Source organism: Arthrobacter sp. CAU 1506 (genome assembly GCF_005047635.1).
Classification (GTDB): Bacteria; Actinomycetota; Actinomycetes; order Actinomycetales; family Micrococcaceae; genus Crystallibacter.
In genome coordinates this window covers 149501-166064 of sequence record NZ_SUKC01000009.1, presented here as the reverse complement: position 1 = coordinate 166064, position 16564 = coordinate 149501, and the positions used below count along the sequence as shown (strand labels likewise).

The following is a 16564-nucleotide window of genomic DNA, read 5'->3' as shown; positions in this document are numbered from 1 at the left end:
GGGAGCGGGGTTCAGCGGACGACGCCGGTGCGGTTCCCGTAGGCCCGCAGCGCGAAACCGAGCGCCGAGCAGAGCAGGTAGCCGGCACCGACCAGCAGCCAGCCGGTATGGAAGTTGCCGGTGGCCTCCAACAGCAGGCCCATCAGCAGCGGTCCGGCGGCGAAACCGGCATACATCCCCATCGACACAATGCCGGACGCCGCGCCGACCCGCTGGGCCGGAACCACGCGCATCACGCCCGCCATCACCACCACATTGGCGCCCAGCACGGTGGCGCCATGCAGGATCACGCCCAGCCAGAGCAAGACCGGCATATCGAGCGTCCCGGCTGCCAGGAAGGCAGCGGAGCCGGCGAGCGCGCCGAACCCGAGCAGGATGAGCAAGGTGGAGGCCCGCACACCCTTGGCCATCCGCCGCCCCCACAGCACACGGGAGGTCACGCCCACGACGCCCGACACGCCGGCTGCCACACCGCCCATGACCAAGCTGAAACCGAGTTCCCGCACGGTGAACAGCGGCAGGTAGACGTTAGTGGCCTGCATGCCCAGGCCGGCGAGCAGCGAGTAGCCGGCGAACAGCCAGACCGAGAGCGGGAACCGGGCCTGGGCACCGGCGCTCCCCGGCGGTGCGGCGGCTTGGGATGCGGCGGCCTGCGATCCGGCGGACTCCTCGCGAGGCATGCCGCGCTTCGGTGAGCTGGCAGAGGTTGGGGGCACCGCCGTCGTGATGGGGTTTTCCGGAAGTTTGCGCAGTCCGTAGAGCAGCAACCCGACGGCGACGACGGCGGCCAGCGCGGTGGCGCCCTGCCAGCCGGCCCAGAGGGCGACGATCGGGAAGAACAGGCCGGCGAAGAGCTGGCTGCCCTGGACGCCGGACTGCTTCACGCCGATCCAGCCGGGCCGCTTGGGTGCGGGGACCTGCGAGATGATGATGCGGTTGGTGGTCGGATTGGAGATGGCCTGCGCGGGGCCGGCCAGCAGCGCGGCGATCACCAGCACCAGATAGCTGTGGGCCAGCGCTGCGACTACCAGGGCCACCGCCGTGCCGGCAAAGATCAGCACTAGCTGGGCCCGGTTGGAGATCCGGTCGCTGAGTTTCCCCAGCCCCATGCTGCTCACCGCGGCGCTGGCGAAAATGGCCGTGGCCAGCAGGCCGAACTGGCCCTCGCTGATGCCCAGGTCCTCGATGACCAGCGGGCTGACGGTGCTCAGGCCATAGTTGAGCAACGGGCCCACGCCCATGGCGCATGTCAGGACAAAAAGCAGCGCGCCACTGGGCTGTTTGGACATGCTGCACTCCTCGCTGCCCGATCGGGCTCCGTCCAGCAGGCTACTCTCAGTGACCGCCTTCCCGGCGGCAGGTTGCGCAGCGGTCCGGATCGCTCCGTAACAATGGAGAGTTAGCTCACCTTTCCCGGCGCGCCGTCGTTGTTGTCAGACTCGCGTCAGGCAGACTTCGGGCTCGCCTGAAGCCGCGTCAGCCGCGCAGGATTCTCCCGCCGCAGGCAGCCTCAGGCTCGACGGAGTCACGCCTCATGCACGCAGGGCCCCACCTCAGGCCCCCGTGAGGCGACAGAGTTGGCAGCGCGAGGGCTCGGGCAGCGGCGCTATTTCTTGCCCTTCTGGGTATCCGCGTGGGCATCCACGAAAGCGCGCCGCGGATGCCGGGTGGCCCCCATCGAGGTGATATCGCGGTCGCCGACGACCAGCGAACTCCAGCCGGCCAGCAGGCGCCATTTGTGGATCCAGGTGGGCAGGGCCAGGCCGTGGTAGCCCATCGCCGCGTACCAGGCCGGCTTGCCCTTGAGCTCGTAGCCCAGGATTTTGGCCGCGCCGCGGCCGACGCCGTAGGTCGCCACCGTTCCCAGCGTCTTGTGCCGGTACTCCGCCGGCCCCTGGCCCTGCACCGCGTTGACCACATTCTGGGCCAGCACCTTGGCTTGGCGCACGGCGTGCTGGGCGTTCGGCGGGCAGTATGCGGGCTGCTGCTCCGCGGCCAGGTCGGGAACCTGCGCGCAGTCGCCGGCGGCCCAGGCTCCGTGCACCACCTGGCCGGAGTCGTCGATGACCTGCAACCGGGCGTTCGCGTTCACATGCCCCTTCGGGCCGCGCGGAACATTGGTGTCGTCGAGCACCGGGTTGGGTTTCATGCCCGCGGTCCAGATAATCAGTCCGGCAGGGATGCGTTCGCCGGTGCTCAGTTCCGCGACGGAGTCCTCGCAGGACGGCATGGTGGTCTTCAGCCGCACGTCGATGCCGCGCTCGCGCAGATGCCCCAGTGTCCACTTGGACAGATTCGGTCCCACTTCGGGAGCCACCCGGTCCAGTGCTTCGATCAGCACCCAGCGCAGTTGGGAGCGGTCCAGTTCCGGGTGGGCGTCGACGGCGAGCTTGGACAGATCGCTCAGTTCGGTCAGGGCCTCCACGCCGGTGTAGCCGCCGCCGACCACCACGAAGGTGAGGGCCTTGGCCCGTTCTTCCGGGTCGCTGGTTCCGGCGGCCAGCGCCACGTTGTCCAGCACCTTGTCCCGGCAGTAAATGGCCTCTTCCACGGTCTTGAAGCCGATGCCGTGTTCCTCCAGCCCCGGGGTGGGGAACGTCCGGGTCACGGCGCCGACGGCGAACACCACCTGGTCATAGTCCAGCGAGAGGTCGCCCCCGCCAATTTCGCGCAGCTTGGCGGTTTTGGCCTGGACGTCCAGGGAGACAAGTTTGCCGCGCACAATGTCAACGTCTTTGAGCGCGCTGCGCAGGTTGACCGTGACGATCCGCGGTTCGATTTCTCCGCCGCCTACTTCGGGCAGCAGCGGCTGGTACGTCATGTAGGAGTTCGGTTCTACTACGGTGATCCGTGCCGCATCCGGCCCCAGCCGTTTGCGGATCCCCCAGGCCGTGTACAGGCCGACGTAGCCGCCGCCCAAAATGAGTATGTGAGGCGTCGCAGAAGTGGACATAGTCCAGGCTCCCTCCCTGTTGTAGACAGTGATTCAGTGGTCCTGGTGCATCCTTCGCCGGCTGCCTTCCGGGCCGGCCTGCCGCCACCCTAGCACCGGCCCCGTCTCAGCTGAACCCTCGGTCCGGGCGCAGCCGCTGGTGGAACGCATTCCCGCGGGCACATGCCCCGGCGCGCCCTGCCCGACCCTGCGCCGCGGCCGACTTACAATGTGCTCAGGTGCCTCCGTGAGTGGGGCTGTTGCGGGGGAGCAGGAAGCGGTGGAGGCGGCAAAGCACACAGTGCGCGGGCGGTCGCTCCGTACCTACCGCAGGGCACGCACCACCCTGATCTGCGTGGCCATTTTCTGGCTCTGGCTGCTGCTGGGGGCCGCCGCGTTCGTCGCCGGCATGTTCGACTCCCCCACCAAACTCTTCCTGGCGATGTACGCCGGCGCCGTGGCCGTGTTGGTCTCCATCCCGATAGGCGTGCTCGCGGCCATCTTCATGCTGTTGAACCGGCCTGCGGCACAAGACCGGCGCCCGGCTGCGGACCGGCTTTCATCCGCGGCTGGCTCCGTCCGCTCGGCCGTCGCCGCCGTGCCCTGGGCGGCTGCTGTCGGCCGAGCCAAGGAACTGGGCGGCATGCTGGGTCCGGCAGTCAGCAGCCTCGGCACCGCCACGAAGGCCGGTGTGGGCCGACTCCGCTCGGGTTCAGGGCAGCTGCGCAGGGCCGGAGACACCTTGCCTGCCGGACGGCAGCCGGACGCCGCAGGGCACCGACCGGTCAAACGTTTGCCCTCACGGCAGGGACCAGTCCAGCAGCAACTCAGCCCCCGCGAGCCTTCTGCCCTCCGCCAGCCGCCCGCTCCGCGCAGGCCGCCGATGCCGCCACGGCGTCCGTCCGCCCCGCCGCCTGTCCACCGGTCCAGCCGGGACGGCCGGGACGTCTTCGACGTGGATGAGTTGGCTTCCTAGCACTCCACCACGTTGACGGCGAGACCGCCGGTGGCGGTCTCCTTGTACTTGTCGCTCATATCCCGTCCGGTCTCGCGCATGGTCACGATCACCTGGTCGAGCGACACCCGGTGCGTGCCGTCGCCCATCAGCGCCATCTTGGCCGCGTTCACGGCTTTGGCGGCGCCGATCGCGTTCCGCTCGATGCACGGAATCTGCACCAGCCCGCCGATCGGGTCGCAGGTCAGTCCGAGGTTGTGCTCCATCGCGATCTCGGCCGCGTTCTCCACCTGCATCGGGGTTCCGCCGAGCACTTCGGCCAGGCCGGCGGCCGCCATCGACGACGCCGACCCGACTTCACCCTGGCAGCCGACTTCGGCGCCGGAGATGGACGCCTGCTCCTTGTAGAGCACGCCGACGGCGCCAGCGGTCAGCAGGAACTTCACCACCACCTGCTCCTTGTCCTCCCGGGTGGCGTGCTCCATGCCCGGGCCGTAATGGGTGGCGTAGAACAGCACGGCGGGGATGATCCCGGCAGCGCCGTTGGTGGGCGCGGTGACCACCCTGCCGCCGGAGGCGTTTTCCTCGTTCACGGCCAGGGCCACCAGGTTCACCCATTCCTGCCAGTACTTGTGGTCCCGGTGGGGGTCCTCCTTGCGCAGCCGCTCATGCCATCCCGGCGCCCGACGGCGGACGTTCAGTCCCCCGGGCAGGTCGCCTTCCCGGCGGATCGCCGAATCCTTGCACTCCTCCATCACGTCGAAAATATGCACCAGCCCGGCCTCGATCTCATCGCGCGGCCGGTCGACTTCCTCGTTGAGCATCATGATGTCGCTGATGCCGAGCCCGGTGCTGCGGCAGTGTTCCAGGAGCTCGGCCGCAGTGCGGAACGGATAAGGCAGCTGTTGTTTGGAGGACTCCAGCTCCTCCTGGCCGGCTTGTTCTTCGCCGTCGCGGACAATAAATCCGCCGCCCACGGAGAAAAAGGTGGCTTCGTGCAACACCTGGGCATCGCCGTCGTCCGGTGCTGACAGCACCTGGAAGCGCATGCCGTTGGTGTGCCGGGGCAGCACGGTCAGCGGGTGCAGCACCATGTCCTCGACCCGGTAGTCCAGCACCTGCGCGGCGGCGCCGGGCAGTTCGCTGCCCAGCTGCAGCTTGCCGGTCGCAGCGATGTCCGCCAGCCGCTCCTCCACTTGCTGTGGCAGGATCGCCTCCGGTTCGAAGCCCTCCAGTCCCAGCAGCACGGCGGTGAAGGTGCCGTGGCCGCGGCCGGTGGCGGCCAGCGAACCGTACAGATCCACGCGGAGACCGCCTACCTTCTCCAGCAGTCCGGCCTCGGCCACCTCGCGCACGAACACCGCGGCAGCGCGCATTGGCCCCACAGTGTGCGAACTGGAGGGGCCGATGCCCACGGAGAAAAGGTCGAAAACGCCTACAGCCATGTCATCCCTGTCCTTTCGGGGGTGGGAGGTACGGCGGTGCCGTCCCCGCGTCCGCGGGGACGGCAGATGCCTGGTGGCGGGAGCGGTTACTGTTCCCGCCGGTAGAAGGGCAGTTCGACGACGTCGAACGGTTCCGGCTTGCCGCGCAGATCCACGTCCACCCGGGTCCCGGGCTCGGCGTACTCGGCGTCCACATAGGCCAGCGCGATCGGGTAGCCAAGCGTGGGGCTGGGCTGGCCGGAGGTGACTTCGCCGATGGTCTGGCCGTCCTTGAGCACCGGGTAGTGGGAGCGGCCGGCGCGCCGGCCGGCGCCCTTGAGGCCAACCAGTTTGCGGGCCGATCCCTTTTCCTTCTGCGCCTCGAGGGCCGCGCGGCCCACGAAGTCGCTGTCCTTCTTCAGTGAGACCACGCCGCCCAGCCCGGCGTCGAAGGGGCTGGCCTGCAGGCTTAGTTCATTGCCATACAGCGGCATCCCGGCTTCGAGCCGGAGCGAGTCGCGGCAGGCCAGTCCGGCCGGCAGCAGGTCAACGCTCTGTCCGGCTTCCAGCAGGGCAGTCCAGAGCGAAGCGGCGTTGGTGTTCGGGACGTAGATCTCGAAGCCGTCCTCGCCGGTGTAGCCGGTGCGGGCCAGCAGCAGCTTGAGCGGCGCGCCGGCCACCGTGAAGTCCACCTCGTCGGCGGAGTAGTACTTCATCTCCCGCACCGTGGCGTGCTGGGCCGCGGGCACCAGCTGGAGCAGGATCTCCACCGACTTGGGACCTTGGACGGCCACCAGCGAGGTGTCCGCCGTGGCGTCCTCCACCGTGACGTCGAAGCCCTTCGCCCGCGCCGCCAGTTCCGCGGCGACGGTCGGGGCGTTGCCGGCGTTGGGCACCACCAGGTAGCGGTCCCCGTCCTGGGTCGCCGGACGCCGGTAGATGATCAGGTCATCGATGATCCCGCCCTCGGCGTTGCAGATCAGCGAATACTTGGCCCGGCCCTCGGCGACGGCGGAGAGCTTGCCGACCAGGGCGTAGTCCAGGAACTTTCCGGCCTCCGGGCCGGTGATCCAGACTTCGCCCATGTGCGAGAGGTCGAAGAGCCCGGCGCTGTTGCGCACGGCGCGGTGCTCGGCCAGTTCGCTGCTGTACTTCAGCGGCATCATCCAGCCGCCGAAGTCGGTGAAGGAAGCACCCAGCCGCTCGTGTTCCGCGTAGAGTGCGGTGTGCTTGGGCGTGATGGTGGTCTCGGTCGTCAAGGGGGCAGACCTTTCCTAGTTCTCGAAAGCTTCGGGCGGCGGGCAGCTGCAGATCAGATGGCGGTCGCCTGCGGCGCCGTCGATCCGTCCCACCGGAGCGAAGTACTTGTCCACCTGCAGCCCGGGCACCGGGAAGGCGGCCTGTTCGCGGGTGTAGGGACGGTCCCAGTCGGAGCTGACCACGGCGGCGGTGGTGTGCGGTGCTAGCCGCAGCGGGCTGTTCTCGAGCGGGAAGTCGCCGTTGAGTACCTGGTCGATCTCGCCGCGGATGGAGATCATCGCGTCGATGAACCGCTCGATCTCTTCCAGGTCCTCGGACTCGGTGGGTTCCACCATCAGGGTGCCGGCCACCGGGAAGGACAGCGTGGGGGCATGGAAGCCGTAGTCGATCAGGCGCTTGGCCACATCCTCGGCGGTCACGCCGGACCGGGCGGTCAATTCGCGCAGGTCCAGGATGCATTCGTGCGCCACCAGGCCGTCGTTGCCGGTGTAGAGCACCGGGAAGTGCTCGTTCAGCCGCTTGGCCACGTAGTTGGCGGCCAGCAGCGCGCTCTTGGTCGCTTCGGTCAGCCCTTCGGCGCCCATCATGGCCACGTAGGCCCAGGAGATCGGCAGCACGCCGGCCGAACCGTACTCGGTCGCGGAGACCGGCACGCCCTTGCCCTCCTGCTCGGCCAAAGCGGCGTTGCCGGGCAGGAACGGCACCAGGTGCTCGGCCACGGCTACCGGCCCGACGCCGGGGCCGCCACCGCCGTGCGGGATGCAGAACGTCTTGTGCAGGTTCAGGTGCGAGACGTCGCCGCCGAACTTGCCCGGCTGGGCCAGTCCGACCAGTGCGTTGAGGTTGGCGCCGTCAATGTAGACCTGGCCGCCGGCCGCATGCACCGCGTCGCAGACGTCGCGCACATCGGCGTCGTACACCCCATGCGTGGACGGGTAGGTGATCATGATGGCGGAGAGCGCCTCGGCGTGCTGGTCGATCTTGGCACGCAGGTCGGCGTGGTCGATGGTGCCGTCCGGTGCGGTGGCGACCACCACGACCTTCATCCCGGCCAGCACGGCCGAGGCCGCGTTGGTGCCGTGGGCAGAGGCGGGGATCAGGCAGACATCGCGCTGCTCGTCGCCGTTGGCCAGATGGTAGCGGCGGATGGCGAGCAGGCCGGCGTATTCGCCCTGCGAGCCGGCGTTGGGCTGGATGGAGACGCCCGCGTAGCCGGTGATCGCGGACAGGCGTTCCTCCAGGTCGGCGATCAGTTCGCGCCAGCCGGCAGTCTGGCTGGCGGGAGCGAACGGGTGGATGGAGGCGAATTCCGGCCAGGTCATCGCTTCCATCTCCGCCGTGGCGTTCAGCTTCATGGTGCAGGAGCCCAGCGGGATCATGGTCCGGTCCAGCGCCAGGTCGCGATCGGACAGCCGGCGGAGGTAGCGCAGCATCCGGGTTTCCGAGCGGTAGCTGTGGAACACCGGGTGGTCCAGATAGGACGAGCTGCGCAGCAGGTCCTGCGGCAGCTCGAAGCCGGCAGCCGTCTCCGCGGCCTTGCGGGCCGCGTCCTCCACGCCGAAGGCCTCAGCGACTAGGGCGAGGTGCTCCGCCGTCGTCGTTTCATCGGTGGAAATGCCCACATGGTCGGCGTCGATGCGGCGCAGGTTCACGCCCTTGGCCTCGGCGGCGGCAGCGATTTCCGCTGCCTTGCCCGGAGCCTTCACGGTCAGCGTGTCGAAGAACTGGTCGGCGACCAGGCCGAAGCCGGCGCCGGTGAGCACACCGGCCAGCGTGCGGGCGGCGTCGTTGGCGTGCTGCGCAATCGCCTTCAGCCCCTCGGGGCCGTGGTAGACCGCGTACATGCTGGCTACAACGGCAAGCAGCGCCTGCGCGGTGCAGATGTTGGAGGTGGCCTTCTCGCGGCGGATGTGCTGCTCACGGGTCTGCAGCGCCAGGCGGTAGGCGGGGCGGCCGGCGTCGTCCTTGGACACGCCCACCAGGCGGCCGGGCAACGAGCGCTCCAGCCCCTTGCGCACGGCCATGTAGGCGGCGTGCGGGCCGCCGAAGAACAGCGGAACGCCGAAACGCTGGGTATTGCCGACGGCGATGTCCGCGCCCTGCTCGCCCGGAGGCGTGATCAGGGTCAGCGCCAGCAGGTCGGCGGCGACGGTGACCATGGCACCGCGTTCCTTGGCCTGCGCGATCACCGGGGCGTGGTCGAAGACTCGTCCGGAGGCTCCCGGCTGCTGCAGCACGATGCCGGAAATGTCGCCGTCGGGCAGCCCGGTGGAGAGGTCGGCCACCTCAACCTCGAAGTCCAGCGCCTTGGCCCGGCCCTTGACGACGGCGATGGTCTGCGGCAGCAGGTCGGCGTCCAGCACGGTCTTGCCGGCGGCTTTCGACTTGTTGGAGCGGCGCATCAGCAGCACGGCTTCGGCCACGGCGGTGGCTTCGTCGAGCAGCGAGGCGTTGGCGATCGGCAGCGCAGTGAGGTCCTGCACCATGGTCTGGAAGTTCAGCAGCGCCTCAAGCCGGCCCTGGGAGATTTCCGGCTGGTACGGGGTGTAGGCGGTGTACCAAGCCGGGTCCTCCACCACGTTGCGGCGGATCACGGCCGGGGTGATGGTGTCGTAGTAGCCTTGGCCGATCATCTGCACGGCCGTCACGTTCTTGGCGGCCAGGGCACGCAGGTCGCCGAGCACCTGGGCCTCGCTGCGGGCCGCGGGCAGGGCGAGCGGTTCCTGCTGGCGGATGTCTGCGGGTACCGCTGCGTCCACCAGTTCATCGATGCTTCCGTAGCCCAACTGCTTGAGCATGGCTTCCGCGTCGTTCCGGCGCGGACCAATGTGCCGGTCTGCGAAGGAAGTGCTGCCGGGCCGGGTGGCGAGGTTGGCTTTAGCCGTCATTGAGGAACTCCAGTTGATCTCCGGCATGGGGTGGCCATGCCGGTAGTGAAGGGTTCCTCCCCGCTCTGTGGCTGAACCTGAGAGATTCCGCAGGCGGCTCGGGGGCCTGTTCCTGCTTGCACCGTCGGTGAGCCGGACCGCTGCGGGTCCGACTGCTTTCCAGAGTTGCCTCTCCGCGGCGGTACAGGGGCCTGAGAGATTCCTGGGGAGGTATTGCTCCTACGGCGCCTGCTGACGTAAGTGCTCAGCAGGACTCTCCCGCCGCATGTCGAAGGCTGTATGCAGTTGTTTCTAACTCCTTGAATGGTAGTCGAGCCACTGCCGGGCAACAAGGTGATGACGGTTCCGGCGGCAGCGCCAGCACGAGTGCTAGACGTCCCCGCGGGCGAGCATGCCCTTGACGTAGGCGGCCTGGCCGATGTGTTCCATACAGTCGTCCATGACGCTCACCAACCGGACGCCGAGCTTGACGTGCGGGTCCCACCGCGTGTCGACAATCCGGTCCAGATCGTCCTCGGTGAGCCCGGCCAGGTAGGTCAGCGTGCCGGCATGCACGTCGTCGAAGTAGTCGCGCAGCAGGTCTGCGGATTCCACCCGGACGGCCGCCACCTGTTCGGGCGTGTGGCCGAAGCCGTGGTCCTTCGCGGCCAGCGGCAGGTCGAAGCGCTCCGACCAGCCGGCCAGCCAGTACTGCCGCGTACCGGCGACATCGGCAATGTGGTCGTCCTGGATCCGGGTCAGGTGCCAAACCAGCCAGGCGATTGAGTTGCTGTCGCCGCCCGGCCGGGCAGCCAACTGGTCCGCGTCCAGGCCTTCCAGCACATGGTGGACCCGTTCCTGGATCCGCCCGTAGGCATCGGCCAGCAGGTCATTGAACTTCATGGCGCCTCCTCGTGGCTGACTTTCGCGCCAGCCTACCGGCGCCCGGCTGGCCGGGGAACGGGCAGCAGCTTCAGCCGCGGGGCAAATCCTCCAGGTACGCCGGTGAATCCTCCAGTCGGGGCGAATTCTCCAGCTGGGGCAAATCCTCCAGATACCGGGGCCGGCCCACGATGATCAGGCCCACCGCCAGAAGCAGCAGCGCAGCGCCCAGCAGACCGAAGGAAGCTCCCCAGCCGCCGCTCACGTCGTGCAGCAGGCCGAAGGCCAGCGGGCCGGCGCAGGCAACGGTGTAGCCGATCCCCTGCGCGAACCCGGAGAGCGCTCCGGCGCCGGCCGTGGTGCGGGTCCGGAGGTTGACCAGCAGCAGCGCCAGGGCGAAGGTGCCTTGGCCCAGGCCAGCCAGCGTGATCCACAGCCAGGTGCCGAACGACGGCGAGAGCAGCAGGCCGGCGTAGCCGGCTGCGTAGAAACCGATGAAGAGCAGCCCCAGGCCCAGCGGATTGCGCAGCCGCGCTGCGACCAGCGGCACCAGCAGGCTGGTCGGCAGGGCCAGGATGGCGTAGTAAGCCAGCATGGTGCCGGCCTTCGGCGGCAGCATTCCACTGTCCACCAGCAGCGGCGGCAGCCAAGTGAACATGGCAAAGGTATTCGACGAGGTTCCGGCGAAGACCAGGGCCAGGCCCCAGGCGAGCGGCGAGCGCCAGACGGGCACCGCCGTCGTGCTGGTGGCTGTTGGGGTGGAGGTGATGACTGTTGCCGTGGCGGTGGCTCCCGCGCCCGGTGCGGAACCGCCGGGACCGCCGGAACCGCCGGGACCGGCGGGGCCGGCGGGGCTGACAGGACCGCCTGGGCCGACGGGGCCGATTGGCGACGGGGTGTTATTCGCCGGATTCGGCTGAACGGGTTCCTGGCCGCCGGGGAGGTAGGGCTGCAGCACCAGCCGGGAGATTTTGCGCCGGGAGTGTTCGGCCCAGGCCGTCGTCAGCCAGGGCACCAGGGCCGCGACGCTCACCGCGGCCCAGACCCCGATCGAAAACCGCCAGCCGGCGGCCTGCTCGAGAGGCACGGCCAGCAGCGGGCTGAACGCGGTGCTGACCGCCAGCAACGTCACGTAGAGCGCGGTGATGAGTCCGATCCGGTCGGGGAAATAGCGCTTCACCAGCGGCGGCAACAGGATGTTGCCCATGCCGTAACCGGCCATGGTCACGCCGGACAGGACCAGGAATGTCGGCACATCCGGGGCCAGCGCGCGGCCCAGTTGGCCCACCGCGGCCAGCAGGATTGCCACCAGCAGCAGAAGTTCCAGCCCGAACCGTCGTAGCAGCACGGGCACGGCGAACCCGGCGGCGGCGAAGGCCGCGGTAGGCAGCATGCCCAACACGCCAGTGGAAATGGTCCCGAACGGCAGCTCCGCAGCCATGTCCGCCAGCACCGGTGAGACGCCGGAGACGGCCAGCCGCAGGCTCAGCGCGAGCAACAAAATGCCGGCGAGCACGGTCAAGCGGCCCGCAAACGGGCGGGACTTCCGGGGCGCCGGGCTATTGCTGGAGCGGGAGCGGTCCTCGGAACGCGGTCGGGTATCGGCAGTCTGTTGTGCGGGCGAGGTCAAGCTTGGTCCAGGGGTCGAACGGCCGGGCGGGACGGCCGTGTGGATCCGGCCGGGTTTCACCTTATCCCGTCACGGCGTCGCCGCCCGACAGACTTGCAGACCGGTTACGAACTCTCCGGCGCCAGTTCTTCGGCGAGGATCCAGAAGGTCCGGCGCAGCCTCTCCACGGCAGCTTCGGGCTGGCCGCGCTGCAAGTACTGCACGGTCTCGACCCAGCCGTCGGTCCAGATGGGATAGGCGATGGCGTGTTGGAACAGGTGCAGCCGGGCCAGCGAACGGTCAAGCACATGGGTGTTCACGTCCCGCAGTTCCTGATGGTCGCCGGCCTGAAGGATGATGCCCACCAGGTCGCCGATGGCGCGGTGCGACGCCAGCATGTCTTCGTGCTGCAGGGCAGTGCGCAGATCGTCCGCCAGCGTTGCCATTCTGTTGATCTCGTCGGGCGACAACCGCGGGGCGGCCCGTTCGAACAGCGCCACCAGCACGACGCCCATCACATCCAGGAGCTGGACAGCCTGCTGCCGTCCCAGGTTGGCGATGCGGTGTTCATGCCCGGCCGCCTCGATCAGGCCTTCTTCGGTAAGGGCCACGACGGCGTGGTGCATCTGGGCGTCGTCGGCGCCGAATCGCTTGGCGAGGCCGGACACGGTCACGGTGGTGCCAGGAGCCAGCCCGCCGGCCAGAATCTCGTCCCGCACCCTCTGGACTGCCTTGTCCACTTCCGCCTGATCGGTCATGCTGCCCACCATAAAGATCTCCCGCCGCCTGCGTTTATGACTGGCGTCACATATGAGTAATGTACGTGAAAAGGTGGATCAGGGTCAGACCGCTGGCTAATCTGATGGGACCTGCGGCACAGCGTCGTGCGGCAGGTTCTAAACGTGTCAGGAGGTTCCCGGATGAACGCCATGTACGGCGCCCGGATGAACGCCACCTATTCGGCCTCGGCCGCCGCCAACAGCAAGAACCCGCACGACTGGGGCCGGGCCATGGCTGCCGCGCTGAGCGACTTGGTGGAGCAAAGCGAAAGCGACACCGCGGCGCATGAGGAGCTGTTCGGCGAGCCTCTGCGCATGGTCATCGAGGAGACGGAAAGCGGCGTGGAAATCCATCTCTCCTGGTCGCCGGGCGGGCCGGACATGATGGCCGGAGGCGCCGGCGGCTGAAGCGTTGCGGCCGCCCCGCAGCGGGCCCGGCACTGTTCTGAGGCAGCCGATGCTGCCAAGATGAGTCCATGGTCTACCGCCAGCCGTATGTGCATGACCTGACCGGAGTCTTCGCGGCTCCGCTCCAAGCGTGGAGCGAACGCCACGGACAGATCCGAGGGCACGGGGCGCAGGGGGTGTACTTCGGCGACGACCGCGTGCTGGCCCGCTGCCTGTTAACGGTGAACGGCCAGGAGCCGGAGTGGATCTCCACCCAATCGCGGTCTGCCGGCCGGGCCGACTTCCTTTCCTTCCTGCGGACCGCAGCGGAGGGCACAGACCCGCTGGTGACCCTGAACCGTTCCCGGGCGGTGGAAGGCGGCAGGCTGGGCGAAGCATTGACGTTCACCTCCGCGCTTCAGGATGAGCTGGAGCTCCACGTCCGGGTGGATCTGGTAGCCGACGCCATCCCGCTGGAGCAGGTACGCGCGGGGGCGGCCGGCGACGCCGGTTCGGTGGCCCCCGGCGAGGCCCGCTGGAGCTGGCGCGACGGTACCCGCGCCGTGCTGACGGCCGAGGGCGCCGAGACCGGCTTCGATGGCAGCTTGGTCCGGCTGGAATGGACCGCGCTGCTCAAGCCGGGCACCGTCGTCGTCCTCTCATGGAGTATTGATTACGACGACGCCGGGGCTCCCCTGTCGGCTGCGGCCGCCCCGGTGCTGCGCACGCCCTCGGTCGCCGGAGACGCCAGGCTGCAGCGGCTGATGAGCCGTTCAATGAGCGACCTCAATAGCCTGCGCATGGCCGGGCGGGATGCCCCGGCCGATGTTTTCTTGGCAGCCGGTGCCCCGTGGTTCCTGACGCTATACGGCAGGGAGTCGCTGGTGGCCGCCCGGCTGATGCTGCCCATCGATTCCAGCGTCGCGGAAGGAACACTGCGTGCGGTGGCGCGCTGGCAGGGCACAGCGGAGCGGGACGATACGGGCGAACGGCCCGGCCTCATGGTCCAGGAAGTGCGGCAGCGCCGGCTGTCGATGGCCATGGACGCCGTGGTCCGGGAACTGCCCCCGGTCCTCTACGGTTCACCGGAGGCCACGCTGCTCTGGATTGTGCTGCTGCACGACGCCTGGCATTCCGGCATGCCCGAGGACGCCGTCCGCAACCTGCTGCCACAGTTTGAGGCAGCGCTGGATTGGCTGCGCCAGCACTCCGGCCCCGGCGGCGACGGCTTCGTGACGATGCCGGTGCCGCCGCTCCAGGGGCCCGGACACCAGGGTGCCGGGGATACCCGGGGAGCCTACCGCTATCTGGATGGCAGGACGGCCGGTGGAACCGTTGCCCCGGCCGACCTGCAGGCCTATGCCTATGAGGCCGCCCGCGCGGCAGGGGTGCTGCTGGACTACTTCGGCGAAGCCAACGCCGGCGACGAGTGGCGGGCCTACGCGTCGCGGCTGGCGGGCAACTTCCGCAACCGGTTCTGGTGCTCGGACGAGGCCGGCCCCTACCCGGCCATGGCCCTCGACGACCGGGACCGGCAGGTGGACGGCGTGGGCTCCGGCATGGGGAATCTGCTGGGTACCGGACTGCTGGACGCCGAGGAAACCCGCACGGTGGCCGCCCGGCTGATGGACCGCGCATTGTTCACCGGATACGGCATCCGCTCGCTGTCCGCGGCGAATCCGGCGTACTGGCCCACCCGCCGCCGAGCCGGAGCAGTCTGGACCCAGGACACGGCCTGGACCGTGATGGGACTGCTGCGCACCGGTTTCCAGGAGGAAGCCGCGCGGTTGGCGGCGGGACTGCTCGATGCCGCCGAGGGTTTCGACTACCGGCTGCCGGAACTCTTCAGCGGCCAGGCCGCGCTGGAAGTCCGTCCGCCACTGCCCTACCCGTCGGCCTGCCGGCCGCACGCCGGTGCGGCCGCGGCCGCGGTGCCAGTGGCGCTGGCGCTGGGCGGCTTCCGGGCCAGCGCGCTGTAACTCCCGGAGGTACACGGTCCTGGTTAGGCCGCAGGGACGCGGTCCTGCTTAGGCCGCCGGGACGCGATCCTGCCAGGCAGCCCAGGCGGCGTAGCTGCCGTCGAGTTCAACGACGTCGTACCCCGCCCGGCGCAGTGCGCTGGCAGCCACCGAGTTCCGCACCCCGCTCTGGCAGTAGGTCACGATGGCCCCTTCGGCCGGAAGCTCGTCCAGGTGCCACATCAGGCGGCCGCCGCTGAGCTGGTAGGAGCCGGGGATGTGCCCGGCGATGTGCTCGGTTTTGTTGCGGACGTCCAGGACCAAGGCGGCGTCGAAACCGTCGAGTTCTTCGGGCTGGATGAGTTGCGGGGCGAAGGTGGGGAGCCCATCGATGCTGGTCAGGTAGCCGGCGACGTTGTCGATGCCGACCCGGACCAGATGGTCCCAGATGCCCTGGGCCTGCTCCTGGTCTTGCGCCAGTAAGACCAGCGGGTTCTTGTCCGTCTCCGGGTTCACCACCCAAGCGCCGTAGCTGGCCACCGACTTGCCTGCCGGGACATTCAGCGACCGGACCACGGTGCCCTGATGGACCTCGCTGTTGGAGCGGGTGTCGATGAAGGTTAGAGAATCCTCCGCCAGACCGGCGGCAACGACGTCGGTGGCCAGTTCGGGCAGCGGGCTGCGCTCCCCCATGATGTGCGGGCCCTGGCGGTTCTCCCGCTTCATCCGGCCGAAGTAGGCGTGCGCGTCGGGCTGGCCGTCCAGCAGCTCGTCGATGAAGCCCTGCTCGTCGTTGGCGGCCAGGTAGCGGCCCCACCAGGCAAAGAGGCGTTCGTAGCCCACCGTGGAGGACGGAATGGCGCCCAACGCCTTGCCGCAGGCGCTGCCGGCACCGTGGGCCGGATGGACCTGCACGTAGTCCGGCAGGGTCAGGAACTTGTCCCGCAGACTGGCGAAGAGCTGCTTGGCCCCTTCGAAGCGGGTATCGATGCCACCGGCAGCTTCATCCAGCAGGTCGGGACGACCGAGGTCGCCGGAGAAGACGAAGTCGCCGGAGAGCAGGTACCCGGGCTGGTCGCTGAACGCGCCATCGGTAACCAGGAAGGACAGGTGTTCCGGAGTGTGGCCCGGGGTGTGAACTGCCTTGATGCTGATGTTGCCCAGCGTGATCGTGTCGCCGTCGTAGAGCCGCTCGCCGTCGAACCCGTACTGCCAGTCCGGGCCGCCCTCACCGGAGACGTAGATCTTCGCCCCGGTGGCCGCGGCCAGTTCGCGGGTGCCGGAGAGGTAGTCGGCGTGGATGTGGGTCTCGGTCACGGCCACGATCTTCATGCCGTTCTTCGCGGCAAGGTCCTGGTATACGGCGATGTCGCGGCGGCCGTCCACCACAACGGCTTCGCGCTTGGCCTGACAGCCGATCAGGTAGCTGGCCTGGGCCAGGTCTTCGTCGTAAATGCGCTCGATAAGCATCTGGTGTTCTCCTTCAGGGAAACGGGGAGGAAGTTTTCTTG

12 protein-coding genes and 1 riboswitch are annotated in these 16564 nt (G+C 68.7%); of the genes, 3 read left to right on the top strand and 9 right to left on the bottom strand.

Annotated features, from left to right (window positions below):
• Positions 1-11 precede the first annotated feature (11 nt).
• Both E4J89_RS12020 and E4J89_RS12015 read right to left on the bottom strand, forming a co-directional pair.
• Entirely contained in the window at positions 12-1289 is a 1278-nt protein-coding gene (locus E4J89_RS12020; protein WP_136786375.1) for an MFS transporter, read from the bottom strand.
• A 317-nt stretch (positions 1290-1606) separates the two neighbouring features.
• Positions 1607-2953: an FAD-dependent oxidoreductase gene (locus E4J89_RS12015; RefSeq protein ID WP_136786374.1), complete on the bottom strand. Its 1347-nt coding sequence runs from the start codon at positions 2951-2953 to the stop codon at positions 1607-1609.
• Positions 2954-3179: 226 nt separating this feature from the next.
• Here E4J89_RS12015 and E4J89_RS12010 point away from each other — a divergent pair, with 226 nt between their 5' ends.
• Positions 3180-3908, top strand: coding sequence for a hypothetical protein (locus E4J89_RS12010; protein ID WP_136786373.1), 729 nt, complete (start codon positions 3180-3182; stop codon positions 3906-3908).
• On the opposite strand, the gene E4J89_RS12005 is transcribed toward E4J89_RS12010, so the two are convergent.
• The 6 genes from E4J89_RS12005 to E4J89_RS11980 form a co-directional block, all read right to left on the bottom strand.
• Complete coding sequence (locus E4J89_RS12005) at positions 3905-5332, bottom strand: L-serine ammonia-lyase (protein ID WP_136786372.1); 1428 nt, start codon at positions 5330-5332, stop codon at positions 3905-3907. The two genes, E4J89_RS12010 and E4J89_RS12005, sit on opposite strands and share 4 nt — an antisense overlap.
• Positions 5333-5418: 86 nt before the next feature.
• Positions 5419-6552, bottom strand: a complete 1134-nt coding sequence (gcvT, locus tag E4J89_RS12000) for a glycine cleavage system aminomethyltransferase GcvT (protein WP_136786412.1) — start codon at positions 6550-6552, stop codon at positions 5419-5421.
• A gap of 33 nt (positions 6553-6585) precedes the next feature.
• A complete protein-coding gene (gene gcvP / locus E4J89_RS11995; RefSeq protein WP_136786371.1) occupies positions 6586-9459 on the bottom strand; it encodes an aminomethyl-transferring glycine dehydrogenase in 2874 nt (957 codons plus the stop codon).
• Positions 9460-9628: 169 nt separating this feature from the next.
• A riboswitch (glycine riboswitch) is annotated at positions 9629-9730 on the bottom strand.
• A 98-nt stretch (positions 9731-9828) separates the two neighbouring features.
• Positions 9829-10341: a DinB family protein gene (locus E4J89_RS11990; protein ID WP_136786370.1), complete on the bottom strand. Its 513-nt coding sequence runs from the start codon at positions 10339-10341 to the stop codon at positions 9829-9831.
• 70 nt (positions 10342-10411) lie between these two features.
• Positions 10412-11836: an MFS transporter gene (locus E4J89_RS11985; protein ID WP_136786411.1), complete on the bottom strand. Its 1425-nt coding sequence runs from the start codon at positions 11834-11836 to the stop codon at positions 10412-10414.
• A gap of 218 nt (positions 11837-12054) precedes the next feature.
• The gene (locus E4J89_RS11980) at positions 12055-12687 is read right to left on the bottom strand and encodes an FCD domain-containing protein (protein ID WP_169303995.1); all 633 of its coding nucleotides are present in this window, start codon (positions 12685-12687) and stop codon (positions 12055-12057) included.
• Between the two features lie 162 nt (positions 12688-12849).
• Between E4J89_RS11980 and E4J89_RS11975 the strand changes: the two genes are divergently transcribed.
• Together E4J89_RS11975 and E4J89_RS11970 are read left to right on the top strand one after the other, a co-directional pair.
• Positions 12850-13116, top strand: a complete 267-nt coding sequence (locus tag E4J89_RS11975) for a hypothetical protein (RefSeq protein WP_136786368.1) — start codon at positions 12850-12852, stop codon at positions 13114-13116.
• Between the two features lie 68 nt (positions 13117-13184).
• Positions 13185-15074 (top strand): glycogen debranching N-terminal domain-containing protein, encoded by a 1890-nt coding sequence (locus E4J89_RS11970; RefSeq protein ID WP_136786367.1) that lies wholly within the window; start codon positions 13185-13187, stop codon positions 15072-15074.
• Positions 15075-15122: 48 nt separating this feature from the next.
• On the opposite strand, the gene E4J89_RS11965 is transcribed toward E4J89_RS11970, so the two are convergent.
• The gene (locus E4J89_RS11965) at positions 15123-16523 is read right to left on the bottom strand and encodes an MBL fold metallo-hydrolase (protein WP_136786366.1); all 1401 of its coding nucleotides are present in this window, start codon (positions 16521-16523) and stop codon (positions 15123-15125) included.
• Positions 16524-16564: the final 41 nt, after the last annotated feature.